The organism is Pseudomonas sp. 9.2(2024) (assembly GCF_039695385.1).
GTDB lineage: Bacteria > Pseudomonadota > Gammaproteobacteria > Pseudomonadales > Pseudomonadaceae > Aquipseudomonas > Aquipseudomonas paraglycinae.
Window position 1 is genome coordinate 3,877,326 of sequence record NZ_CP155585.1, and the last position, 20,785, is coordinate 3,898,110.

A 20,785-nucleotide genomic window follows, 5' to 3' on the forward strand; every position below is an offset into this window, starting at 1 on the left:
CGGGCGGGATTGTCTGCGACACGTCGTTTTACGCGACCACGGGAATCATCGGATCCGCAGCCGCCAGCGCGCTCGCGCGGTCAGCCGCCGGCGGGTAGATCCACTGGGTGTTGATCTGGGTCTTGAGCGACTTGCCCTCCTCCTTGACCAGTTTCACCTGACGATCCCAGCCTTCGGTGTACACCGCGCCCCAGGCGCCGAGGTCGAGGCAGGTCACGTATTTCGGCTGGCTGTACGGCGTCGGGTCGACCCCGAGGATCTGCGCTGCGACGTTGTTGCCGGCGTGACGACCAAGGGAAATCGCGTGCTGGCAGGTCATCAGGGCGAAGTTGCCGATGTCGTCGGTGGCCGCGTAAGCCACGTCGCCGGTGGCGAAGATGTCGTCCTGGCCGATGACTTTCAGGTTGGCATCAACGTGCAGACGGCCCTGGCGATCACGCTCGGCAGGAATCTGCTCGGTGAGGGAGCTGGCGCGTACACCGGTGGTCCAGACCACGGTTTTTGCCTCGATACGCTGGCCGTCCGACAGGGTCACGCCGTTTTCATCGACCGACAGCACCGACACACCCAGTCGCCATTCCACGCCCAACTCTTCGCTCGCTTCGGCAATAGACACGCTGATCGCTTCGCCCATGGATGCGCCGACTTTCTGCCCGCGATCAACGATGATCACTTGAATATTGGCATCATCGCCCAGCACGGCCCGCAGACGCGCCGGCATTTCAGTGGCGGTTTCGATGCCGGTGAAACCACCGCCGGCGACGACCACGGTGTTGCGCGCCTGGCTTTCAGGCAGGCCAATCAGCGAATCAAGGTGGTTTTCCAGGCGAATCGCAGCTTCGATCTGGTCGACGTCAAAAGCGTATTGCGCCACGCCCGGGGTGTCCGGCAGGGCCAGACCGCTGCCGGAGGCCAGCACCAGCTTGTCGTAGTTGAACACCTGCTGCGTACCGGCTGCGTCGGTGTAGCCCACGGTTTTCGCCTGAACGTCGATGGTGTTCGCCGCGCCTTTGATGAAGTTGACGCCAACCGCGTCGAACAGATCGCCCAGCGGCGCAGCCAGCGTGTGGGCATTCGGCTCGTAGAAACGCGGACGAACGCGCAGCTCGGCTTGCGGCGCCAACACGGTTACGTCGATGTTGTCCCGATTGTGAATGTCGACCAGACGCGTGGCGCTCAACGCCGTCCACATGCCGCCGAAACCTGCGCCGACTACCAGAATGTGCTGTTTCATTGTTCTCTCCAGGCACGAAGCCAAGTCACTGAATGAGGTTGAAGGATTCACATCATCGGGAGCGGACACGCTTTAACTTTTCAGCAGCGAGGAAAGCTGCTCACCGGATAACGGCGACTGTATTGGTCGCCTTTAAATCCGACAAGTCAGATTTTGTGATAATTAGCATCGAAAACTTCGATAGCTCAGATTGAACTGAACCACCCTATTTAACTCGTTGATTTAGCTGAAAACCAAGAAAAACGGGATCCTCATAGCCAAAAAACCAAAGCGTTCCCGAATTGTTTGCCACGAACAACCCTGATAACATCGGCGACAAATACAGTCGGAGATAGTTATGTCGCTTTACAGTGCGGGGGTCGAGTACGGCATTCACTGCCTGGCCTTTCTGGTGGGCAGCGGCGGTGACAGTCGTGAAGCCAGCGTGCGTGACCTGGCAGAGCTGCAAGGGGTGCCGCTGGATTACCTGGCGAAGATCTTCACCAAACTGGCCAAAGGCAAACTGGTGGAATCCACCGGCGGTGTGCGCGGCGGCTTCACTCTGGCGCGTCCGGCGGACGAAATCACCCTGCTCGACATCGTCAATGCCATCGATGGCCCCAAGAACATTTTCGAATGCCGGGACATTCGCGGACGCTGCGCGCTGTTCGACGGCTCGCCGCCGGACTGGGCGCTGGACGGCACCTGCTCGATTCACGCCGCGATGATGACCGCGCAAAAGCGTATGGAAGAAGCCCTCGCCCAACAGACCATCCTCGACATCGCCAGAAAGGTCGGGCGCAAGGCACCGGCAGGGTTCAACAGCCAGGTGGAAGACTGGATGCAGGATCGTCGGGAAAAGAAGACCGGCGGCGCCGGCATTCCGCTCACCGACATCTCGGACTGAGCCCGATCAGCAGGCAAAAAAAAGCAGAAACCGATCTTCGGTTTCTGCTTTTTTTATTTCGCCATTACAGGCAGTCGCGCACCGCTTTGCGCAACGACCCGGACTTCGCCCACGGCGGCCCCTGGTACAGGGAAACGCGGCTGCCGTCCTTGTACTTGACCACATCGAGAATCTCGTCGGCGGTGACGATGCTCGGCGCGGTGATCCGGTAGCCATTGGAAATCGCTGTCTGGGACGTCTTGGCAACGTCTTGCTGCCATAGCGGCAATACACATGCGGCGTAGTCCTTGGGAGTCTTGTCGCTGGTCTTGCTGACATTCGGCTCGCCCGGCACCAGTGACGCAGGCAACGAACAACCGGCCAATGCCGCCATCAGCATCCCTCCGATCAACATCCGCATAGTGATTCCTTCATCTGAAAAAACGCAAATGTACCCTGTAACTGTTCGGACATCCATCGTAGCGCTCTGCCGGTACTCCCCGAAAACCGGGCCATTCAGCTCACCGACAGAAGACCTTGCCCCACACCGGAAAAATGCGGCTACTCTGTTTTACCGAGAATGTTCCGGAGGTGATCATGCGGCTCAATGAATACGAACACGAACTTCAGCGTGACCTGCAAAGCGTGGCATCGGACCTGAGATGGTCGGCGGTGGACCTCAAGCGCATCGCCGAGCAACTGCGTCAGTCGGGCAACGAGGCGGACGCCCAGGCGGTACTGCGATCCTGCGAAGTGCTGCAAAGCGATGAAGAACGCCTGCAACTGTATGCCCGGGAAGTGAAAGCCCGCGCCATCAGCCGAACCAAAGTCCACTGAAACCCACCCGGTCCACAACAAAAAGCCCCGGACATCCGGGGCTTTTTCTCCACAGGCCTTCAGCCTGTCTTGCGACCGCGTACACGGCTTTTGTACCCCGGCAGCGCAGCGGCGTAGGCCAGCGCTTCTTCGCGACTGGCAAACGAAGCGAGCCGGTCACCCTGCGTGCAGACCCGCCACGGGCCGTTGTTCACGCTGAGTACGTCGTAGCCATTCATGTGCATTTTGTTCAGCATCGCCATGCTCATAGGCACCTCCTGTCTTCTAACGAACTTTTGCACCTTACACCCGCAACACGCAGTCGTGCCGACCGGACGTCGCACCGTGGCCGCGTCAAGTCTCCGGCACTTTTGCCGCTTCCAGGCACTCAGAAGCTCTAAACCGGTAGCGGTCCAAATATTGCTAATTCATGACAGATTTATGACAACCGGCAATCGGGTAACACATGAAAGTACGAGCAACCGTCATCTGCGAACAGGATCGACACATTCTCCTGGTGCGCAAACCCAGGTGCCGCTGGACGCTTCCGGGGGGCACCGTCGAACCGGGAGAAACCCGCGCGCAAGCCGCCGTCCGAGAACTCAAGGAGGAAACCGGGCTGGACAGCGATGACATGCTTTATCTGATGGAATTGCAGAACGGCAGCACCCGCCACCACGTCTACGAGGCATCGGTGCTGAACATCGATCAGGTTCGCCCGCTGAATGAAATCGTCGACTGTCTCTGGCACCCGCTGGATGCGGTGCAGAATCTGAACGTCAGTGACGCCACGCTGAGCATCGTCCGCGCCTTTCAGCGACGCCTTTGACCCTCAACCGGCGAATGCCCGGCGTCCGGCGCTCATCTCAGTGCGCAATTCACCGATGAAATTGGAGATGTCACGAATGGTGACCAGATGCTCCGGAGACACCCCGTTGAGCAACAGGTTGACCCGCCCGCTGTCGGGTTCGTAAACCTTGATCTGCAAGAGTCCCTGCGCCGTTTCGGTGCAATCGCAATACAGCGGCGAGAAGCCGGATTCGACGATGCGGCAAATGTCGGCAATGGCAATCATGGGGGGCACGCCTCACAGGCGCAGGCTCGGGCGACCCGATCAGCATAGATGAGCTTTTGTCGCCTTGCTCTCACCGACACCCGCAAAATTTGCCAACCGCTTCACATCTTCAAGTCGCCGCTCTCAATGGGCGTCATGGTCCCAAATCCAGTTCCAGATCCCCGGCAGATTCACCGGTTTCGACGACTCGCCCACCGTGCGCGCCAGCGCGGCTTTTTCCAGTGCTGCGCGATCCTCATAGAACGGTTTGTCCGCCAGTCGCACGCCGGTGGCGGCGGCGCTGTCGAGCAGAATCTGCAAGTACTCGCGGGTATGGCGGGCGGTGTAGCGGTTGAGATCGTGGAAGGTCACCACCACCGGAATCACCCCGTCCACCGTTGGCAATTCACCGAGGGCAATCCGTTCCCGGACTTCCGACAGCTGACGCAGCATGTTCGCCCGCCGCCGGGGGCTGGCGTTGAAGCCCCAGATCTTGCCGTCGTTGGCGCTCAGATCAGTCAGCAAAACCTGCATGTGGTGCTGCTGATAGGCGGCGAAGGTGCGTTTGTCGTAGTTCCAGAACGGCGGGCGCAATAACGTCGGCGGCGCGCCGGAAATTGCCGCGATGTCCGCCGAGCCGTTGGTCAACGTGGTTTCGAGCTCATCCGGGTCGAGCAATCGATGATTGGTGTGCCAATGGGTGGCGGTGTGAAAGCCCAGAATGTGCCCTTCAGCGTGCTCGCGGCGCATCACCTGCCGGCCGATCTCACTGTTGCCCGCTCGCGGCGCGCGGGTCTGGACGAAAAACACCGCTTTGATCCCCGGCTGCAGCGGGTTGTCCTTGAGGCTGTCGAGCACGGTGTCGGTGGGGTTGAAAAGACTGGAAGCGCTGGGCCCGTCATCGAAGGTCAACAGAAAGCGCACAGGCGCCTGCTCTTTGAGCCGGGCTTCTGTCTGCGCGGTCATTTCAATGGGAGCGGCGATGCACCCGGCCAGCCCGACGGCCACCGCCATCGCGCAGAAAAGCTTGAACCACTGTGTCATGTTTTGCCTTGAGCCCGACCGTTGCGGTCATGTTGTCGATTGGCAAAACTCCTTCGCCGCTGCTGCCTCCCTGCGACCCATTGAGATGGGCCGAGGTTGGATAAAGATACACAGGGTTTGGTTCCGGCGCTCGCTCAGCGTGCCAGTGCCTGTTGAAACGAGCTGTCGATGATCCCCGCCGTGGCCAGCGGAGCCGGCAGCGCCTTGACCTTGAACAGGAAGTCGGCGGTGCTTTGCAGATCGGCGGCGGCCTGCTGATCCACCGGGCCGACCGTCATGTGCGCCTGGCGCAACCAGTGCCGCGAAACCTGCTGATCGAGGTTGGCTTTCTTCGCCCACAGGTCGGCGTATTCGTCGGTGTGGCTGTCGACCCAGGCCCGGGCCTGCTTCAGGCGCCCGAGGAAATCGGCGATCGCTTCGCGCTTGCTGTCGATGGACGGCGCAGACGCGGCGATGGCGCTCAAACCCGGCATCAGGTTTTTCGCGGTGAGAATCGGCCGCGCACCGGAGAACACGATCTGCTGGGAAATGTAGGGTTCCCAGACCGGGAACGCATCGATGCTGCCTTGCGGTAGCGCCGCCGCTGCATCGATCGGCATCAGCTTGACGAAGTCGACGTAGTTCTCCGGCAAACCGCCCTGCTCCAGTGCCCGCAAGGTCAATTGCTGACTCCAGGCACCCGGCCAGTAGGCGACTTTTTTGCCCTTCAGGTCCTCGATGGTTTTCACCGGAGAATCCTTGGGCACCAACAGGGCGATGGTGTCCGGGTTCTGTCGCGACACCCCGATCAGTTTCACCGGCGCCTGTTTGGCAGCCAGAAACAGAAACCCCGAATCCCCCAGGAAACCCAGATCCAGGGATCCGGTCTGCAACGCCTCGGCCAATGGCGCGGCAGCCTGGAAGTGTTTCCAGTCGACCGTGTAAGGCGCGTCCTTCAACACGCCGGACGCCTCTATGGACGCGCGGATGTTGTAGTAATTCTGGTCGCCGACGTGCAGGACCAAGGGTTCGGCAGCGTAGGTCAATGGCGTGGCAAACAGTGCGCTGGTCAACGCGGCGCGTAGGAAACGTGAGAGCTTCATGGCGAGTCCTGCAGAGGGATTTTTATAGACCATAACGCTCTTACAAATCAGATTTGAAATTCGATTAGCGCATAAGCTCAGCACCTTCCCGCCGCACTGTTGGCCGAGCAACAGTGGCTCGGCACAGTGTTCTCCCTGCAACACTTCAAACCTGCAAAACCGGCGTTAGACCCCGTAAATACGGGACAAGGCGCACATGGCACAGAGCCTGCAATATTCCATTCATGCAGGAAGCATTCGATAAAAGTATCTTTTTGGACATAAGAATCTGTTGCCTTGCCGGAGCGTGCCCATGAAATCCCTCTTACCGTTTTCCCGCGTCAAAACGCTGCTCGCGGCCTGCGCAGTCGCCCTGAGCCTGCACCCTTTCGCCCACGCTGCCGAAGCGCCGCCGGCCGAAGTGCATCTGGATTACGCCTATTACTCGCCGGTCAGCCTGGCGCTCAAACATCTGGGCTACCTGGAAAAAGCCCTGCCCCAGAGCAAAGTCAGCTGGGTGCTGAGCCAGGGCAGCAACCGCTCGCTGGAGTACCTCAACAGCGGCGGCGTGGATTTCGCCTCGTCGGCCAGCCTCGCTGCCGTGCTCAGCCGCGCCAATGGCAGCCCGATCAAATCGGTCTACGTCTACAGCCGCGCCGAATGGACCGCGCTGGTGGTGCGCAAGGACTCGCCGATCCAGTCCGTCGCCGACCTCAAGGGCAAGAAAATCGCCGCTACCAAAGGCACCGATCCGTACCTGTTCACCTTGCGCACCCTGCAACAGGCCGGGCTGAAAAAGGACGATGTGGAACTGGTGCACCTGCAACACCCGGACGGCCGCACCGCGCTGGAGAAAGGCGATGTCGACGCCTGGGCCGGCCTCGATCCGCACATGGCCGCCAGCCAGGTGCAGGCCGGTTCGCGCCTGCTGTACCGCAATCGCGACTTCAACAGCTACGGCGTGGTCAGCGTTACCGAGCAATACGCCAAGCAACACCCGCAAACCATCGACACCGTGATCAAGGCCTATGAGCAGGCCCGCGAGTGGTCGGTGAAGAACCCCGAAGAATTGGCCAAGTTGCTCGCCAGCGAATCCGGCCTGCCGCTGGACGTGGCCAAGCTGCAACTGTCGCGCACCGACCTGAGCAGCCCGCAACTGACCGCCAGGGACGTGCTGGCCTCAAAAGCCGCCGCGCCGATTCTGGTCTCCGAAGAACTGGTGCGCCGTGGGGTGAATGTCGATCAGGTCATCGATCAGTTGATCGACACCGGTTTCCAGCAAGTCGCCGCCGCCCAGTAACCGATCAGGCTCATGACAAGTCCGCGCCCGTCGCGGATTTGTCGTGAGCGGAGAACCGTCCATGAGCAACGACTTGCCCGCCCGCCTCGCCTTGTCGGCACCACGGCGAAAACTCCCACTGCTGAATCCGCTCTGGCGCCGGCGCCTTAAGGGCCTGGCCCTGCCATTGCTGATCGTGATCGCCTTGGAATTTATCGTACGCATCGGCTGGCTGCCGTCCTACCAGATGCCGGCGCCGAGCGAGATTGCCCTGACCCTTACAGATCTGGCCGAAGGTGCCTTGTGGAAACACATCGGCGCCAGTCTGATTCGCGTGCTGCTGGGGTTTGCCATCGGCGCGAGTCTGGCGCTGGTGTTCGCCGCATGGGTCGGCCTCAGCCGCGAAGCCGAGGCCTATCTGGAACCGACCTTCGCCGCGCTGCGTTCGATTCCCAGCCTGGCCTGGGTGCCGCTGTTGTTGCTGTGGCTGGGGATCGACGAGACCTCGAAAATCGTCCTGATCGCCATCGGCGCGTTCTTCCCGGTTTACGTCAACGTGGTCGCGGCGATTCGCAACATCGACCGCAAACTGGTGGAGGTCGGGCATATCTACGGTTTCAGTCCGCTGCAACTGGTGCGACGGATTCTGTTGCCAGCTGCCCTGCCCGGTCTGTTTACCGGATTGCGCAGCGGCATGAGCCTGTCGTGGATGTTTCTGGTGGCGGCCGAACTGATCGCGGCGACCAAAGGGCTGGGTTACCTGCTCAGTGACGGTCGCGAGACTTCGCGACCGGACATCGTGCTGGCCGCGATCATCGTCCTGGCACTGCTCGGCAAACTCAGCGATGGCCTGCTGGCCATATTGGAACGCCGCTGGCTGGTCTGGCGCGACGCCTTCACCGGCCAGGGCAGCAAGGATTGAACCGTGCAACTAAACTGAAGCCTTCAGGCAGCTGGTTCGCCGGAGGATCGGCCGATGTGCGGAAGACTGTCGCAATACCGTGGCATCCACGATTTTGTCGCGGTGCTGAGCATTCCCGATGCGCTGATCAATCACGTCGGCGACGCACCGCTGGCGCATTACAACGCTGCGCCCACCACGTCACTGGCGATCCTCCATCAGCACCAACAACGGCTATACGCCGACAATCTGCGCTGGGGCTGGCGCCCGCACTGGGCCAAGGATCGCGCCGCGCCAATCAACGCGCGGGTGGAAAAAGTCGCCCACGGGCCGTTCTTTCGAGCGATCTGGCGCCATCGACTGATCGTGCCGGTCGACAACTGGTTCGAGTGGGTCGATGCACCCGACAAGAGCCGACAGCCGTGGCTGATTCGTCGCGCCGACCATCAACCGGTTTTCTGCGCCGCCATCGGCCAGTTTCCGATACCCGGCGAACCCTCACGGGAAGACGACGGCTTCGTCATCATCACCGCCGACAGCGAAGGTGGCTTGCTCGATGTGCATGACCGTCGCCCGATTGTGCTGCACGCCGATCGGGTACAGGAATGGCTCGATCCCGCCACGCCCACCGAGCGCGCCGAGCAGATGCTGCTGTTTGAAGCCGAACCCAGCGAAGCGTTCCAATGGCACAAAGTCGGCAAAGCGGTGGGCAACGCCCGCAATCAGGGGTCTGAATTGATTGAAGCGGTGACGTAAATAAGTGCCGATGCGGTGCGTTATCAAGAGCAGGAATTCACGAATTGAATCCTGCGCGTTACACCCGGTGTTTCAAACGCGAAACATTCAACATAAACAGTCGTTTGATTGAACTAACCGCCTGTCTGACATTTCAACCGTCATACATACATTTACAAACACTACGGATAGCATGCGCGCCGCATTTCCTTTTGGCATACCAGTTGACCAAAGAGTCAGCAAACCCAGGAATACCCCACAAACTTAACAAGCCTTGCAGAGAACTAAGTTGCGCGACGATTTTGCAATCAAACAGGTCACAGGCCTGGAGTGTATTCATCTGTCCACGACAGAACGCTTTCAACTCGACTGTTTTATCGGCCACTACATAAAGACTCGAAACCTGCGTGACGTACCCGATATCGACCGCATCCTGCGCGCCACCCTCGAAAACTATCCCTGCCACCCGCCGGTGATGGTCAACGAGCTGAATGCCTGGATCGACAAGACCTTGGGTTATCGGGCCTCCCACCCCGATTTCACGCAGCTGGACGATCTTTGATGAAACGAAAAAGCCCCGCAATCGCGGGGCTTTTTCGTTGTGGCGTTCAGGGTTTCAGCGGGCGTTCCTGATCACGGTCGGACAACTCGCGGCTGTCGTCATGCTTCCAGGTCTGCTCCTTGTGTTTCTCCCGCTCGATCTCTTCTTCGCTCGGCTCGTCATCTTTTTCGGGACGTTTCTGCTCGGTTGCCATGTTCACCTCGCTAATGGAATTCATCCATTAAGCGTAGAACTTAAAGCCACCAGCGCAATAGAAAGAAGAACGCCATGCTCAATAGCATGCTAAGCAATGTATTACGCGTGTAGATCACCAGACCGATTGCCACTAGTGAGCTCAGCAGATAAGGGTTATCCCACTGCAGATTCAGTTGTTTGTCCGGCATGAATACAATCGGCCCGCAAATCGCGGTCAACATGCCCGGCACGGCAAACCCGAGAAACTGCCGCGCGTTACTGCTCAAACGCACCGGCAGGCGCGGTTCGAGAAACACGTAACGGTTGAGGAACACCAGAATCCCCATGCCGAAAATCACTGCCCAGACCATCATGTGCGCTCCCGATACAGCTTGTTGCAGATAAACCCGGCGGTCATGCCGGCCAGGCCCGACAGCACCAGCGCCGAACCCCATTGCCAGTAGCTGAACAGCACCGAGCAGAACAGCGACACCGCCACGCAGACCACCGTCGGCACATTGCGCACCACCGGGGTGATCAGGGCAATGAAGGTCGCGGCAATCGAGAAGTCCAGCCCCAAATGCTCAAGCCCCGGAATGCTGCTGCCGAGCACGATGCCGGCCAGGGTGAAGAGGTTCCAGGCGATGTAAAACGTCAGACCCACGCCCAAGGCGTACCAGCGGTTGAACTGCTGACGATCATGCTGACTGGTCAGAGCGAACAGTTCATCAGTGAGCAAAAAGCCCAGACCGATACGCCAGCGCCCCGGCAACGGCGAAATCACGTGGCGCATGCTCATTCCATAAAGCAGATGCTGCGAAGTCAGCAGCAGCGTGGTCAGCAGAATCGAGAAAATCCCCGCGCCGCCCTTGAGCATGCCGATCGCCACCAATTGCGCAGCGCCGGCGAACACGATGCTCGACAGGCCCTGCCCTTGCAGCGGCGTGAGGTTGGCTTCGATCGCCATGGAGCCGGCCAGCAGCCCCCAGGGTGCGGTGGCCAGCGATAACGGCATGATCGCCGCGGCTCCGCGAAGAAAGGCACTGCGCGGCATTAATGAGTCAGACATAACACGCTTCAACCGTGAGACAAGGCCCCGGACTCTGCCAGCAAACGCCCGTTCATGGCTTGAACAATCTTGCGCAGTTGGCGCAAATCCTTCCTTCCGTCAGTCGTTTACCGGCGTAACATGACAACCATTCACACACGCGTCAGGGAGACGACATGCTGTATCGAATAGCCGCCGACGGGCTGGTGCTGTTTCATTTGCTGTTCATTCTGTTCGTGCTGTTCGGCGGGCTGCTGGTGCTCAAGTGGCCGCGGCTGATGTGGCTGCATTTGCCGGCGGCGGCCTGGGGCGTGGCGGTCGAGGTGTTGCACCTGACCTGTCCGCTGACCTATTGGGAAAACCTGATGCGCCACGCCGCCGGGCAGACCGAATACGCCGGCGGATTCATCGAACATTACATCTGGCCGATCATCTACCCGGCGGGGCTGACCCCGCAGATTCAGTTGGTGCTGGGCAGCGTGGTGCTGGTGGTCAACCTGCTGGTCTACGGGCGTCTGATCCGCCGCTGGAAACTGCGGCGTGCCGCGCGCATTCCGTTTTAGCGCGCTTTCAAGGTTTCCAGCCAGGCCGGATCGAGGCGCTTCTGATCGGTGTCCAGACCGAGCGCCTCCATCCGCGACTTGTGCGCTTCGACTTCCCTGTGCAATTGCGCGTGATCGCTGGAATTGCCGTCCAGTTCATGCATCTGTGTCAGGCCCAGGTGATAAAACCACAGCACCTTCATCGCCACCGGATCACCCTTCTCCACCGCTGCCGTCACCTGATGCATCACGTTGGTGACGCTCATCAGGCTGCGCTTGAGCCGCCAGCCGTACACCGCCGGGGCCATCCAGGTCTGATTCCAGAAACGCCCGCGCAGCAACGCCGCTGTCAGCAGAAATGCGCCAAACACCCCGCCGACATTGAACCGCAGGTTATCCCCGCCCGGCTCGCCGAACAGCGCCACCGCCGCCGTCGAAAACGCCATCGCCAGCACCAGAAACAGCACCGCAATGATCAGCGTGCTGCGCCGGGTCTGCTGGCGATAAGTGATGGCATCGATCGGTTGAATCTCGAACATCGCGACAGGCTTCCATGGCTTGAGTTAAAAAGAGGCTGCGCATTATCGCCTCTGAGGCGGATTTAGCTATGCTGGTGCGCCTTTTCATCTTTTCAACGTCCAACGGGGACATGGCGATACCACGCAGATCGTGCCATCTTCATTCATGGATACACACTATTCGGATGCCATTGGCCATGCCGGCAATGACATCGTTTTAAGGATCACTGCATGACCCAACGACACGTAATCAATGCCTCGGTCAGCCCAAAAGGCAGCCTCGAAACCCTTTCCCAACGTGAAGTTCAGCAACTGAGCCAGGCCGGAACCGGCAGCACCTACACCCTCTTTCGCCAGTGCGCCCTGGCCATCCTCAATACTGGCGCCCATGTCGACAACGCAAAAACCATTCTTGAAGCCTACAAGGACTTCGAAATCCGCATCCACCAGCAGGATCGCGGTGTGCGCCTGGAGCTGTTGAACGCCCCGGCCGACGCCTTCGTCGACGGCGAAATGATCGCCAGCACCCGGGAAATGCTGTTCAGCGCCCTGCGCGATATCGTCTACACCGAAAACGAACTCGATGCCCTGAGCATCGACCTCAGCACCTCCCAAGGCATCAGCGACTACGTCTTCCACCTGCTGCGCAACGCGCGCACCCTGCGTCCGGGCGTCGAGCCGAAAATCGTCGTGTGCTGGGGCGGCCACTCGATCAACACCGAAGAATACAAATACACCAAGAAAGTCGGCCATGAACTGGGCCTGCGCAGCCTCGACATCTGCACCGGCTGCGGCCCCGGCGTGATGAAAGGCCCGATGAAAGGCGCGACCATCGCCCACGCCAAGCAGCGGATTCACGGTGGCCGTTACCTCGGCCTGACCGAGCCGGGCATCATCGCTGCCGAAGCGCCGAACCCGATCGTCAACGAGCTGGTGATCCTGCCGGACATCGAAAAACGCCTGGAAGCCTTCGTCCGCGTCGGCCACGGCATCATCATCTTCCCGGGCGGCGCCGGCACCGCCGAAGAGTTCCTGTACCTGCTGGGCATCCTGATGCACCCGGACAACGCCGGCCTGCCGTTCCCGGTGATCCTGACCGGGCCGAAACATGCCGCGCCATACCTGGAACAACTGGACGCCTTCGTCACCGCCACCCTCGGCGAAGCGGCGAAGAAGCACTACGAAATCATCATCGACAACCCGGCCGAAGTGGCGCGGCAGATGACGGCGGGCCTCAAGGCCGTGAAGCAATTCCGCCGCGAACGCGCCGACGCGTTCCACTTCAACTGGCTGCTGAAGATCGACGAAGGCTTCCAGCGCCCGTTCGATCCGACCCACGAAAACATGGCCAACCTCAAGCTGCACCGCGATCAGCCGCCCCATGAACTGGCGGCCAACCTGCGCCGCGCGTTCTCCGGGATCGTCGCCGGCAACGTCAAGGACAAGGGCATCCGCCTGATCGAGGAACACGGGCCGTATCAGATCCGTGGCGACGCCGCGATCATGCAGCCCCTCGATCTGCTGCTCAAAGCCTTCGTCGCCCAGCACCGGATGAAACTGCCGGGCGGCGCGGCGTATGTGCCGTGCTATCGCGTGGTGTCCTGACTAAAAGCGACCAGTGCCCGAAGCGCAACGCTTCGGGCACTCCTTATAAAAAGAGCGAACCATGGATCACATCAACCACATCCTGATCGTCGACGATGACCGCGAGATCCGCGAGCTGGTCGGCAATTACCTGACCAAGAACGGCCTGCGCAGCACCGTGGTCGCCGATGGCCGGCAGATGCGCAGTTTTCTGGAAGCCAACACGGTCGACCTGATCGTGCTCGACATCATGCTCCCCGGCGATGACGGGCTGGTGCTGTGCCGCGAACTGCGCGCCGGCAAGCACAAGGCGATCCCGATCCTGATGCTCACCGCCCGCGACGACCAGACCGACCGCATCCTCGGCCTGGAAATGGGTGCCGACGATTACCTGACCAAACCCTTCGCTGCCCGCGAATTGCTGGCGCGGATCAACGCCGTGCTGCGCCGCACGCGAATGCTGCCGCCCAATCTGCTGATCACCGAAACCGGACGCCTGCTCGCGTTCGGCCGCTGGCGCCTGGACACCACCGCCCGCCACCTGCTCGATGAAGACGACACCATGGTCGCCCTAAGCGGCGCCGAATATCGCCTGCTCCGGGTGTTTCTCGATCATCCGCAACGGGTGCTCAGCCGCGACCAGTTGCTGAATTTGACCCAGGGTCGCGACGCGGACCTGTTCGACCGCTCCATCGATTTGCTGGTCAGCCGCCTGCGCCAGCGTCTGCTGGACGACTCCCGCGAGCCGACCTACATCAAGACCGTGCGCAACGAGGGTTATGTTTTCTCCTTCGCCGTGGAGATGCTCGCCGAATCCTGACGGATTTGTATCGCTCTGTATAAATTCGCCGCGCAGATACGTAACCCGCGTTTTCGGGCCGCAACACCACATATCAGCGATACACCCTCGCGTTTGAATGAACCCACCAGAAAGCACTGGTTCACTCATCTCAAACGCAAGGAGAAGCACCATGTTCAAGTCCTCGAAATCCCTGGTACTCGCAATCAGCCTGTTCAGCGGTTTGGCCCTGGCCGACCTGGCGTCCGCCAGCTCCCAGCCGCTGGTTGCCGAATACGGCTCGGAAAACCTGCAGAAGGATCGCGTAGCCGAAGGTGGCGCGGATCGCTTGCAGGAACTGCGCGAACGCGTGGCTGAAGGCGGCGCGGATCGTTTGCAGGAACTGCGTGAGCGCGTCGCCGAGGGCGGTGCGGACCGCTTGCAAGAGCTGCGCGAACGCGTCGCCGAAGGGGGTGCCGATCGCTTACAGGAACTGCGCGAACGTTCGGCCCGCAGCGTACTGGTCGCCGAGAACCGTCCCGAGTTCGGCTCCAAGTACCAGCGTTACTGATCGTTTGTACCGCCGTTGTCGATTCCTGCCGGGGGCGCTCTGCCCCCGCAGCGTTCACTACCGATAAGCCTTGTTCTCTGACACAAAAGCCCGCTGTTTCCCCACGACAGCCGTCATGGCTCGTACTAAGCTGCGCGATTGATTTGTTCAGGGACGATCCATGAAACGATTTGCCGCCTGTCTGCTGTCAATGCTGGCCCTGACGGCCACTGCGGCGGACCTGCAACTGCTCACCGACAACCACCCGCCCCTGCATTTCATGCAAGGCAATCAGCTCGCGGGATTCGGTGTGGACGTGGTGAAGGCCCTGGCGACCCAGACCGGCGATCGTATCCATCTGCAACAAGTCCCGCTGCTGCGCGCCCTGCGCATGGCCAGCGACACCCCCGACACCGGCGTATTCACCGTACTGCGTACCGACGACCGCGACGATCGCTATCAATGGGTCGGGCCGTTGATCGAAGTCGAAACCGCGCTGTACGCCCGCGACAATCTCCAGCCTCCCGTGCACAGCCTGCGTGAAGCCGATCACCTGGGCCAGATCACCGTGCCGCGCAAATGGCTGGTCTACAGCTATCTGCAAGGGCAAGACCTGAACAACCTCTACGGCGTGGAAACCCCGGAGCAGATGATGCGACTGTTCAGCCTGGGGCGTACCGATTTCGTGGTCTCCGATACCTGGTCCAAGGCCGCCCTCGCCCGCGAACAAGGCATGGAGCCGGGACGCTTGCAGTACCAGATCCCGCTGATGAAACAGAACACCTACATAGCCTTTTCGCCGCAAACCGATCCGAAACAGGTCGCACGCTGGCAGCAGGCGCTGGATACATTGCGGGCCGATGGCCGTCTGGAGCAGCTGCGCCAGCGCTGGCTGAGCAATACCCTACCGCGCTGATCGCGCATCAACACCTTCGATAACAACTATGCGCAAAGGTGTTTTCACATCAAAACCCTCCAGCACTACAGTGGGCCCCATCTTCTCCCCACTCTCTGGAGCAACATCATGAAAGACATCATCGCACTCGGCTTCATCGTTTCCCTGATCGGCGCCACCTCCGCCATCGCCGCCCCACACGCCAGCACCCCGGTTGTCGCGGCTGCGACCGTTGGCCAGTCCGGCACCCTGAACGTCGATACCGTCAGCATCGATGCCGAACACAAAGACGGCCTCAAACTGCAACAGAACGCCGAACAGACCAAACTGTACGTCGCAGAAAACCGTCCGGAATTCGGTTCCAAATATCAGCGCTACTGAGTGATCGGTTTGAGCTGCCAGAAACAGGAAACCCCGCCGAAGCGGGGTTTCTTGCATTTGGGCATCAGCGAACCAGTCGCGCGGCCAGTGCCTTGGCCTGCAACGCCACATCGGTGACGGCGGTGCTTTCCCACCACATGCCACGCAACGGCGGGCCCATGGCAAACAGGCGGTTCGAGACCCGGCCCTCGACATCCAGCACCGCACCGTCCACCTCTGCCGCGATCCCCAGTGCCAGCGGCCCTGGACGAACCAGACCGCGCGCCAGCAACTGCTGCGGCAAAGGTCGCGCGACCCGGCGCCAGTCGTATTCGATGCCGCTGGAATTGATCAACGCCGCGCCCTGCAGCACGCGGGTTTCGGCCTCGCCGCGAGGGCGAATGAGGATACTCACGCCGTCGCCCGATGCAGGCTCAAGACCCTTGTAAGACGCCGCATGAATGCGCAATCGCCCTTCCCGGTGCAGACGCTCGACCAGTTCCGCACTCAGCGGCGGCGAACGATGGTGATGACTTTCCCACCACGGCCGCACATGCCGCACGAATTGCCGGCGCTGCACATCGCTGGCCTGACTCCATAACCGGCCGATGTGCGCACGCACGGTGTCGAGCGGCGCCTGCCAGTCGATGCCCTGTGCGATGGCGTCGCGGCAATGCCGGCGCAATTCGCGCAGTAACTGGCGTGGTGTGCGAATGCTGTGATCCTCGGCGAGGAAGTCCACCCACGCGGGCGGTTGCCGACGCACATGGGGCAACAACCCGTGCCGGGAAAACACCTCGATCGGCCCGCGATGCCCGGCCTGCTCCAGTGACACCACGGCATCGACCATGGTCAGGCCGGAACCGATGATCAGCACCGTCGATTGCGGATCGAGCTGGCGCATTGCCGCGACATCCCACGGATCGAGTGCCGCCGCGTTGAGACCACTGGATTCTTTTTGCGGGGTGCGGGCAGCCGGGAACATCCCGGTCGCCAACACGGCAAAAGCCCCGAGCAATTGCTGACCGTTACTCAAGGTGAGCTGCACGGAATCACTGGAGGCCTGAACATCGACCACTTCGGTGCGCACATGCTCGACCGTAGAACCGTGTTGCGCGCCAACCTGCTGCGCTTCGGCGAGACGCTGTTGCACATACACGCCAAACAGCCCCCGAGGTGGAAACAGTTCGCTGACCGGCACATGTTGCTGATCCGACTCCGGCCAGCCGCCACCGGCGATGTGAGCGGTCAGCCACTGGGTCAGGTCATCGGTATTGTCCGGATCGACGCTCATCCGCGCCGCGTTGCCGTTAAGCGTGTGGCCCAGTTCCACCGCACTGTACGCTTCGCCCCGGCCCAGCTCGGCCCGGGGCTCGATCACCAGAATCTTTCTGCGCCCCGGCAAACGCAGCAATTGCACCGCCAGCATCGTGCCGCTGAGGCCGCCGCCGACAATCAGGATGTCGGCGTGACGCAGTGCGGTCGTATCGGTTTGAGTCATGCCGTTCTCGCTGCAGAGGGTTTGCTCAAGGCAGTGTCATTCAGACGCCGCGAAGGCGTCTAGACGGACGCGACTTTTTTCTCCTGCCGATGCAGCTCGCCGAGGTTTCGATAGACGCTGCCCGGATGAACCTCCGGCAGTCTCGGCCCTTCGCCAAACAGCTTCTCGCGCAAGGTCCCCGGCGCGTACTCGGTCTTGTAGACACCGCGCTTCTGCAACTCCGGCACCAGCAATTCCACGGCGTCGATGAAGGTTTCGTGGGTCAGCGCGTAGGCCAGGTTGAAGCCGTCGACGTCGGTTTCGTCGACCCATTCCTGCAACAGGTCCGCCACCGTTTCCGGGCTGCCGACGAACAACGGGCCGAACCCGCCGATGCCGACCCAGTCGGCCAGTTCGTTGGGGGTCCAGACCTTGTTCGGATCCGCCGTGGAAAACGCCTCGACCGCCGATTGAATCGCGTTGGTGTGCACATGCCTGAGCGGTTCGTCCGGTTTGAAGCGGCTGAAGTCGATGCCGGTCCAGCCGGAAATCAGCGCCATCGCGCCTTCGTAGCTGACCCAGGATTTGTATTCTTCGAATTTGGCTTTGGCCTTGGCGTCGGTTTCGCCGAGGATCACGGTTTGCAGGTTGAAAATCAGGATCTTCGACGGATCACGCCCGGCCTCGGCGGCGCGGCGGCGGATGTCGGCCACGGTTTTCTTCAGCAGCACTTTCGACGGGGCAGCGACAAAAACGCATTCGGCATGCTCGGCGGCAAACTGCTTGCCCCGGCTGGAAGCACCCGCCTGATAGAGAACCGGCGTGCGCTGCGGCGACGGTTCGCAAAGGTGAATGCCCGGCACCTGAAAGTGTTTCCCGTGGTGGCGGATCTCGTGAATCTTGCTCGGGTCACTGAAGATCCGCCGTTCGCGATCGCGCAGAATCGCGCCCTCTTCCCAACTTCCTTCCCAGAGTTTGTAGCAGACCTCGAGGTATTCTTCGGCGAAGTCGTAGCGTGCGTCATGTTCGGTCTGGGCTTGCTGGCCGATGTTCTTCGCGCCGCTCTCCAGATAAGAGGTGACGATGTTCCAGCCGGCACGGCCTTTGGTCAGGTGATCGAGGGTCGACAGGCGTCGTGCGAATGGATACGGATGCTCGAAGGACAGCGAAGCGGTCAGACCGAAGCCCAGGTGCTCGGTGACCAGCGCCATCGGTGGGATCAACTGCAACGGATCGTTGACCGGCACCTGCGCCGCCTGCCGGATCGCCGCTTCGCCATTGCCGTTGTACACGTCGTAGATGCCCAGCACATCGGCGATAAACAAACCGTCGAACTTGCCGCGCTCGAGGATTTTCGCCAGATCGGTCCAGTACTCCAGATCCTTGTACTGCCAGGAGCGATCCCGAGGGTGAGCCCACAGGCCCGGCGACTGATGACCGACGCAGTTCATGTCGAAGGCGTTGAGACGGATTTCGCGGGGCATCAGACGGTACTCCCGATGTTCAGGAGGCGTTTAGCGGTTTGATTTGAAGCGATCATGTGAGGCGACTCCGTGGTTTCCGGATGAGGATCCAGAACCCATAGCAGGAGTCATGCCTGAATACATTTTCTTTATTTATCAATAGATTGAGATAACAACCTAAAGCAGTCTGCACGCAGGATGGAGCAAACTGTTTATCCGCTGTCGGCCCTGCAACAGTCAGATCACCACATTGCGCACGAAGCGCGCCGCCACTTCCCCGTCATTGCGATAGGTGTGCGGCTGGTTGCTGGCGAACATGAAAAACTCCCCGGCGGCGATGCGCTGGGGTTGATCGCCGAGCATCAGCGTCAGGCAGCCTTCGAACACGAAAATCTGCTCGCTCCAGCCTTCGGCGTCCGGTTGCGAGGGATAGACCTCACCCGGTTGCAGGCACCATTCCCACTGCTCCACCGCGCGGGTGGCATTGGCCTTGGATAGCAAAACGGCTTTGCTGCCGGGGATGCTGCCGGCCCAGGCAAGTTCGTTGATCCGGCCGGGATCGCGATTGTCCGGGGCCTGGATCAGATCACTGAAGGCCACTTCGAGGGCTTCGGCGACGCGGTCGAGGGTGGTCAGGCTGACATTCTTCTCGCCGGCCTCGATGGCCACCAGCATCCGCCGGCTGACCCCGGACTTTTCCGCGAGGGCCGTCTGGCTCATGTCGGCGGCGTGGCGCAGGCGCCGGACGTTCTGGCTGACGTGTTGCAGGACCGAAGCCCGCTGAACGGAATCTTTGTGCACTATATTGCTCACTGGCTGGAGTTGGGCAGTATACTGCGCAACATTTGGCGCATTGTGCGTCTCCTCCTTAAAAGTGCGCAAGGTCATGACGTCAGCCAATCCCTCCCAATCTTCCCTGCGGTTTTCCCGATTCAGCAAAGCCGAGTGCGTGCTGGTGCTGATCACCATGCTTTGGGGCGGCACCTTTCTGTTGGTGCAGCACGCGATGACCGTCAGCGGTCCGATGTTCTTCGTCGGCCTGCGCTTTGCTGCCGCCGCGGGCATCGTTGCGCTGTTCTCCTGGAAGCACCTGCGTGAGCTGACCCTGTTCGAACTCAAGGCCGGTGCCTTTATCGGCGTGGCGATCCTGCTCGGTTACGGTTTGCAGACTGTCGGTTTGCAGAGCATTCCAAGCAGCCAGTCGGCGTTCATCACCGCGCTGTACGTGCCGTTCGTGCCTCTGCTGCAATGGCTGGTTCTCGGCCGGCGCCCGGGTTTGATGCCGAGCATTGGCATCATGCTGGCGTTTACCGGGCTGATGCTGCTTTCCGGGCCGTCCGGTGCTTCGCTGAATTTCAGCCCCGGTGAAATCGCCACGCTGATCAGCGCCATCGCGATAGCAGCCGAAATCATCCTGATCAGCAACTATGCCGGGCAGGTCGATGTGCGTCGCGTAACCGTTGTGCAACTGGCGACGACTTCGGTGCTGTCGTTTTTGATGGTGGTACCGACCGGCGAGGCGATTCCGGACTTCTCGTGGCTGTTGCTGAGTACGGCTCTGGGCCTGGGCGCGATGAGTGCGGCGATTCAGGTGGCGATGAACTGGGCGCAGAAAAGTGTTTCGCCGACCCGAGCGACCTTGATCTACGCCGGTGAGCCGGTGTGGGCCGGAATCGTCGGGCGCATCGCGGGGGAGCGTTTGCCAGCGATTGCATTGGTGGGTGCGGGGCTGATCGTGGCGGCAGTGATCGTCAGTGAATTGAAGACCAAAGGCAAAGAGACACAAACGGTCACGGAAGAATTGGAGCACGAGACCGAAGGCTAAACGGGGTTTTACGGCTA

Annotated in this window: 27 protein-coding genes; 14 read left to right on the forward strand and 13 right to left on the reverse strand. The window is 60.7% G+C overall.

The genetic code is table 11. From position 1 onward, the window contains the following. Nucleotides 1-28: 28 nt before the first annotated feature. Entirely contained in the window at nucleotides 29-1,234 is a 1,206-nt protein-coding gene (locus ABFB52_RS17215) for an NAD(P)/FAD-dependent oxidoreductase (RefSeq protein WP_129973448.1), read from the reverse strand. A 337-nt stretch (nucleotides 1,235-1,571) separates the two neighbouring features. Here ABFB52_RS17215 and ABFB52_RS17220 point away from each other — a divergent pair, with 337 nt between their 5' ends. After that, nucleotides 1,572-2,120: an Rrf2 family transcriptional regulator gene (locus tag ABFB52_RS17220; protein ID WP_007950499.1), complete on the forward strand. Its 549-nt coding sequence runs from the start codon at nucleotides 1,572-1,574 to the stop codon at nucleotides 2,118-2,120. Between the two features lie 64 nt (nucleotides 2,121-2,184). Here ABFB52_RS17220 and ABFB52_RS17225 read toward each other — a convergent pair whose 3' ends face one another. Next, nucleotides 2,185-2,520, reverse strand: a complete 336-nt coding sequence (locus ABFB52_RS17225) for a hypothetical protein (protein WP_041475321.1) — start codon at nucleotides 2,518-2,520, stop codon at nucleotides 2,185-2,187. A 176-nt stretch (nucleotides 2,521-2,696) separates the two neighbouring features. On the opposite strand from ABFB52_RS17225, the gene ABFB52_RS17230 reads away from it, so the two are divergent. Further along, the gene (locus ABFB52_RS17230) at nucleotides 2,697-2,936 is read left to right on the forward strand and encodes a hypothetical protein (RefSeq protein WP_007950501.1); all 240 of its coding nucleotides are present in this window, start codon (nucleotides 2,697-2,699) and stop codon (nucleotides 2,934-2,936) included. Nucleotides 2,937-2,995: 59 nt separating this feature from the next. On the opposite strand, the gene ABFB52_RS17235 is transcribed toward ABFB52_RS17230, so the two are convergent. Beyond that, nucleotides 2,996-3,184, reverse strand: coding sequence for a hypothetical protein (locus tag ABFB52_RS17235; protein WP_039766970.1), 189 nt, complete (start codon nucleotides 3,182-3,184; stop codon nucleotides 2,996-2,998). A 197-nt stretch (nucleotides 3,185-3,381) separates the two neighbouring features. On the opposite strand from ABFB52_RS17235, the gene ABFB52_RS17240 reads away from it, so the two are divergent. Then, nucleotides 3,382-3,744 (forward strand): NUDIX hydrolase, encoded by a 363-nt coding sequence (locus ABFB52_RS17240; RefSeq protein ID WP_085602944.1) that lies wholly within the window; start codon nucleotides 3,382-3,384, stop codon nucleotides 3,742-3,744. 3 nt (nucleotides 3,745-3,747) lie between these two features. Here the strand turns inward: ABFB52_RS17240 and ABFB52_RS17245 are convergent, their stop codons facing one another. The 3 genes from ABFB52_RS17245 to ABFB52_RS17255 form a co-directional block, all read right to left on the reverse strand. After that, a complete protein-coding gene (locus ABFB52_RS17245) occupies nucleotides 3,748-3,990 on the reverse strand; it encodes a DUF1652 domain-containing protein (RefSeq protein ID WP_115078268.1) in 243 nt (80 codons plus the stop codon). Nucleotides 3,991-4,113: 123 nt separating this feature from the next. Continuing rightward, entirely contained in the window at nucleotides 4,114-5,013 is a 900-nt protein-coding gene (locus ABFB52_RS17250) for a polysaccharide deacetylase family protein (protein WP_129973449.1), read from the reverse strand. Between the two features lie 134 nt (nucleotides 5,014-5,147). Next, a complete protein-coding gene (locus tag ABFB52_RS17255) occupies nucleotides 5,148-6,095 on the reverse strand; it encodes an ABC transporter substrate-binding protein (RefSeq protein ID WP_011334669.1) in 948 nt (315 codons plus the stop codon). 292 nt (nucleotides 6,096-6,387) lie between these two features. Here ABFB52_RS17255 and ABFB52_RS17260 point away from each other — a divergent pair, with 292 nt between their 5' ends. The 4 genes from ABFB52_RS17260 to ABFB52_RS17275 all read left to right on the forward strand — a co-directional run bounded on the left by ABFB52_RS17260 (nucleotide 6,388) and on the right by ABFB52_RS17275 (nucleotide 9,551). Beyond that, nucleotides 6,388-7,374 carry an aliphatic sulfonate ABC transporter substrate-binding protein gene (locus ABFB52_RS17260; protein ID WP_085746185.1) on the forward strand — a complete coding sequence of 329 codons (987 nt, stop codon included), beginning with the start codon at nucleotides 6,388-6,390 and terminating at the stop codon, nucleotides 7,372-7,374. A gap of 61 nt (nucleotides 7,375-7,435) precedes the next feature. Further along, nucleotides 7,436-8,275, forward strand: coding sequence for an ABC transporter permease (locus ABFB52_RS17265; protein ID WP_011334671.1), 840 nt, complete (start codon nucleotides 7,436-7,438; stop codon nucleotides 8,273-8,275). 54 nt (nucleotides 8,276-8,329) lie between these two features. Then, the gene (locus ABFB52_RS17270) at nucleotides 8,330-9,010 is read left to right on the forward strand and encodes an SOS response-associated peptidase family protein (RefSeq protein ID WP_129973450.1); all 681 of its coding nucleotides are present in this window, start codon (nucleotides 8,330-8,332) and stop codon (nucleotides 9,008-9,010) included. Between the two features lie 268 nt (nucleotides 9,011-9,278). Further along, nucleotides 9,279-9,551: a hypothetical protein gene (locus tag ABFB52_RS17275; RefSeq protein WP_085605099.1), complete on the forward strand. Its 273-nt coding sequence runs from the start codon at nucleotides 9,279-9,281 to the stop codon at nucleotides 9,549-9,551. 46 nt (nucleotides 9,552-9,597) lie between these two features. On the opposite strand, the gene ABFB52_RS17280 is transcribed toward ABFB52_RS17275, so the two are convergent. Genes ABFB52_RS17280 through ABFB52_RS17290 form a run of 3 tightly spaced genes read right to left on the reverse strand, consistent with a single transcriptional unit; the run spans nucleotide 9,598 to nucleotide 10,794 of the window. After that, nucleotides 9,598-9,744, reverse strand: a complete 147-nt coding sequence (locus tag ABFB52_RS17280) for a hypothetical protein (protein WP_165369550.1) — start codon at nucleotides 9,742-9,744, stop codon at nucleotides 9,598-9,600. Between the two features lie 40 nt (nucleotides 9,745-9,784). Further along, on the reverse strand, nucleotides 9,785-10,096 hold the full coding sequence (locus ABFB52_RS17285) for an AzlD domain-containing protein (RefSeq protein ID WP_164872179.1): 312 nt from the start codon (nucleotides 10,094-10,096) through the stop codon (nucleotides 9,785-9,787). Further along, a complete protein-coding gene (locus tag ABFB52_RS17290) occupies nucleotides 10,096-10,794 on the reverse strand; it encodes an AzlC family ABC transporter permease (RefSeq protein ID WP_045121617.1) in 699 nt (232 codons plus the stop codon). The genes ABFB52_RS17285 and ABFB52_RS17290 overlap by 1 nt, the downstream gene beginning before the upstream one ends. Nucleotides 10,795-10,949: 155 nt before the next feature. Here ABFB52_RS17290 and ABFB52_RS17295 point away from each other — a divergent pair, with 155 nt between their 5' ends. Then, nucleotides 10,950-11,336 (forward strand): DUF2784 domain-containing protein, encoded by a 387-nt coding sequence (locus ABFB52_RS17295; RefSeq protein ID WP_007950517.1) that lies wholly within the window; start codon nucleotides 10,950-10,952, stop codon nucleotides 11,334-11,336. Here the strand turns inward: ABFB52_RS17295 and ABFB52_RS17300 are convergent. Continuing rightward, nucleotides 11,333-11,854 carry a DUF3087 domain-containing protein gene (locus tag ABFB52_RS17300; protein WP_129973451.1) on the reverse strand — a complete coding sequence of 174 codons (522 nt, stop codon included), beginning with the start codon at nucleotides 11,852-11,854 and terminating at the stop codon, nucleotides 11,333-11,335. The two genes, ABFB52_RS17295 and ABFB52_RS17300, sit on opposite strands and share 4 nt — an antisense overlap. 210 nt (nucleotides 11,855-12,064) lie before the next feature. Between ABFB52_RS17300 and ppnN the strand changes: the two genes are divergently transcribed. The 5 genes from ppnN (at nucleotide 12,065) to ABFB52_RS17325 (ending at nucleotide 16,021) form a co-directional block, all read left to right on the forward strand. Continuing rightward, nucleotides 12,065-13,438 (forward strand): nucleotide 5'-monophosphate nucleosidase PpnN, encoded by a 1,374-nt coding sequence (gene ppnN / locus ABFB52_RS17305; protein ID WP_039766997.1) that lies wholly within the window; start codon nucleotides 12,065-12,067, stop codon nucleotides 13,436-13,438. Nucleotides 13,439-13,499: 61 nt separating this feature from the next. After that, entirely contained in the window at nucleotides 13,500-14,237 is a 738-nt protein-coding gene (locus tag ABFB52_RS17310) for a response regulator (RefSeq protein ID WP_039766999.1), read from the forward strand. 151 nt (nucleotides 14,238-14,388) lie between these two features. Further along, a complete protein-coding gene (locus ABFB52_RS17315; protein WP_129973452.1) occupies nucleotides 14,389-14,766 on the forward strand; it encodes a hypothetical protein in 378 nt (125 codons plus the stop codon). Between the two features lie 160 nt (nucleotides 14,767-14,926). Then, entirely contained in the window at nucleotides 14,927-15,661 is a 735-nt protein-coding gene (locus ABFB52_RS17320) for a transporter substrate-binding domain-containing protein (protein WP_129973453.1), read from the forward strand. A 108-nt stretch (nucleotides 15,662-15,769) separates the two neighbouring features. After that, nucleotides 15,770-16,021 (forward strand): hypothetical protein, encoded by a 252-nt coding sequence (locus ABFB52_RS17325; protein WP_129973454.1) that lies wholly within the window; start codon nucleotides 15,770-15,772, stop codon nucleotides 16,019-16,021. Between the two features lie 64 nt (nucleotides 16,022-16,085). Here the strand turns inward: ABFB52_RS17325 and ABFB52_RS17330 are convergent, their stop codons facing one another. From ABFB52_RS17330 to ABFB52_RS17340, 3 genes are all read right to left on the reverse strand, one after another. Next, nucleotides 16,086-17,501 carry an FAD/NAD(P)-binding protein gene (locus ABFB52_RS17330; RefSeq protein WP_129973455.1) on the reverse strand — a complete coding sequence of 472 codons (1,416 nt, stop codon included), beginning with the start codon at nucleotides 17,499-17,501 and terminating at the stop codon, nucleotides 16,086-16,088. Between the two features lie 59 nt (nucleotides 17,502-17,560). Beyond that, nucleotides 17,561-18,964 carry an LLM class flavin-dependent oxidoreductase gene (locus ABFB52_RS17335; protein WP_346836088.1) on the reverse strand — a complete coding sequence of 468 codons (1,404 nt, stop codon included), beginning with the start codon at nucleotides 18,962-18,964 and terminating at the stop codon, nucleotides 17,561-17,563. A gap of 216 nt (nucleotides 18,965-19,180) precedes the next feature. After that, the gene (locus ABFB52_RS17340) at nucleotides 19,181-19,744 is read right to left on the reverse strand and encodes an XRE family transcriptional regulator (RefSeq protein ID WP_007950529.1); all 564 of its coding nucleotides are present in this window, start codon (nucleotides 19,742-19,744) and stop codon (nucleotides 19,181-19,183) included. A gap of 85 nt (nucleotides 19,745-19,829) precedes the next feature. Between ABFB52_RS17340 and ABFB52_RS17345 the strand changes: the two genes are divergently transcribed. Then, nucleotides 19,830-20,768 (forward strand): DMT family transporter, encoded by a 939-nt coding sequence (locus ABFB52_RS17345; RefSeq protein WP_102717566.1) that lies wholly within the window; start codon nucleotides 19,830-19,832, stop codon nucleotides 20,766-20,768. Nucleotides 20,769-20,785 lie beyond the last annotated feature (17 nt).

What these genes read in the sequence shown, in the direction of transcription:
- ABFB52_RS17215 (WP_129973448.1), bottom strand. Translation starts at nt 1,234, where the DNA reads ATGAAACAGCACATTCTGGTAGTCGGCGCAGGTTTCGGCGGCATGTGG.
- ABFB52_RS17220 (WP_007950499.1), top strand. Translation starts at nt 1,572, where the DNA reads ATGTCGCTTTACAGTGCGGGGGTCGAGTACGGCATTCACTGCCTGGCC.
- ABFB52_RS17225 (WP_041475321.1), bottom strand. Translation starts at nt 2,520, where the DNA reads ATGCGGATGTTGATCGGAGGGATGCTGATGGCGGCATTGGCCGGTTGT.
- ABFB52_RS17230 (WP_007950501.1), top strand. Translation starts at nt 2,697, where the DNA reads ATGCGGCTCAATGAATACGAACACGAACTTCAGCGTGACCTGCAAAGC.
- ABFB52_RS17235 (WP_039766970.1), bottom strand. Translation starts at nt 3,184, where the DNA reads ATGAGCATGGCGATGCTGAACAAAATGCACATGAATGGCTACGACGTA.
- ABFB52_RS17240 (WP_085602944.1), top strand. Translation starts at nt 3,382, where the DNA reads ATGAAAGTACGAGCAACCGTCATCTGCGAACAGGATCGACACATTCTC.
- ABFB52_RS17245 (WP_115078268.1), bottom strand. Translation starts at nt 3,990, where the DNA reads ATGATTGCCATTGCCGACATTTGCCGCATCGTCGAATCCGGCTTCTCG.
- ABFB52_RS17250 (WP_129973449.1), bottom strand. Translation starts at nt 5,013, where the DNA reads ATGACACAGTGGTTCAAGCTTTTCTGCGCGATGGCGGTGGCCGTCGGG.
- ABFB52_RS17255 (WP_011334669.1), bottom strand. Translation starts at nt 6,095, where the DNA reads ATGAAGCTCTCACGTTTCCTACGCGCCGCGTTGACCAGCGCACTGTTT.
- ABFB52_RS17260 (WP_085746185.1), top strand. Translation starts at nt 6,388, where the DNA reads ATGAAATCCCTCTTACCGTTTTCCCGCGTCAAAACGCTGCTCGCGGCC.
- ABFB52_RS17265 (WP_011334671.1), top strand. Translation starts at nt 7,436, where the DNA reads ATGAGCAACGACTTGCCCGCCCGCCTCGCCTTGTCGGCACCACGGCGA.
- ABFB52_RS17270 (WP_129973450.1), top strand. Translation starts at nt 8,330, where the DNA reads ATGTGCGGAAGACTGTCGCAATACCGTGGCATCCACGATTTTGTCGCG.
- ABFB52_RS17280 (WP_165369550.1), bottom strand. Translation starts at nt 9,744, where the DNA reads ATGGCAACCGAGCAGAAACGTCCCGAAAAAGATGACGAGCCGAGCGAA.
- ABFB52_RS17285 (WP_164872179.1), bottom strand. Translation starts at nt 10,096, where the DNA reads ATGGTCTGGGCAGTGATTTTCGGCATGGGGATTCTGGTGTTCCTCAAC.
- ABFB52_RS17290 (WP_045121617.1), bottom strand. Translation starts at nt 10,794, where the DNA reads ATGTCTGACTCATTAATGCCGCGCAGTGCCTTTCTTCGCGGAGCCGCG.
- ABFB52_RS17295 (WP_007950517.1), top strand. Translation starts at nt 10,950, where the DNA reads ATGCTGTATCGAATAGCCGCCGACGGGCTGGTGCTGTTTCATTTGCTG.
- ABFB52_RS17300 (WP_129973451.1), bottom strand. Translation starts at nt 11,854, where the DNA reads ATGTTCGAGATTCAACCGATCGATGCCATCACTTATCGCCAGCAGACC.
- ppnN (WP_039766997.1), top strand. Translation starts at nt 12,065, where the DNA reads ATGACCCAACGACACGTAATCAATGCCTCGGTCAGCCCAAAAGGCAGC.
- ABFB52_RS17310 (WP_039766999.1), top strand. Translation starts at nt 13,500, where the DNA reads ATGGATCACATCAACCACATCCTGATCGTCGACGATGACCGCGAGATC.
- ABFB52_RS17315 (WP_129973452.1), top strand. Translation starts at nt 14,389, where the DNA reads ATGTTCAAGTCCTCGAAATCCCTGGTACTCGCAATCAGCCTGTTCAGC.
- ABFB52_RS17320 (WP_129973453.1), top strand. Translation starts at nt 14,927, where the DNA reads ATGAAACGATTTGCCGCCTGTCTGCTGTCAATGCTGGCCCTGACGGCC.
- ABFB52_RS17325 (WP_129973454.1), top strand. Translation starts at nt 15,770, where the DNA reads ATGAAAGACATCATCGCACTCGGCTTCATCGTTTCCCTGATCGGCGCC.
- ABFB52_RS17330 (WP_129973455.1), bottom strand. Translation starts at nt 17,501, where the DNA reads ATGACTCAAACCGATACGACCGCACTGCGTCACGCCGACATCCTGATT.
- ABFB52_RS17335 (WP_346836088.1), bottom strand. Translation starts at nt 18,964, where the DNA reads ATGCCCCGCGAAATCCGTCTCAACGCCTTCGACATGAACTGCGTCGGT.
- ABFB52_RS17345 (WP_102717566.1), top strand. Translation starts at nt 19,830, where the DNA reads ATGACGTCAGCCAATCCCTCCCAATCTTCCCTGCGGTTTTCCCGATTC.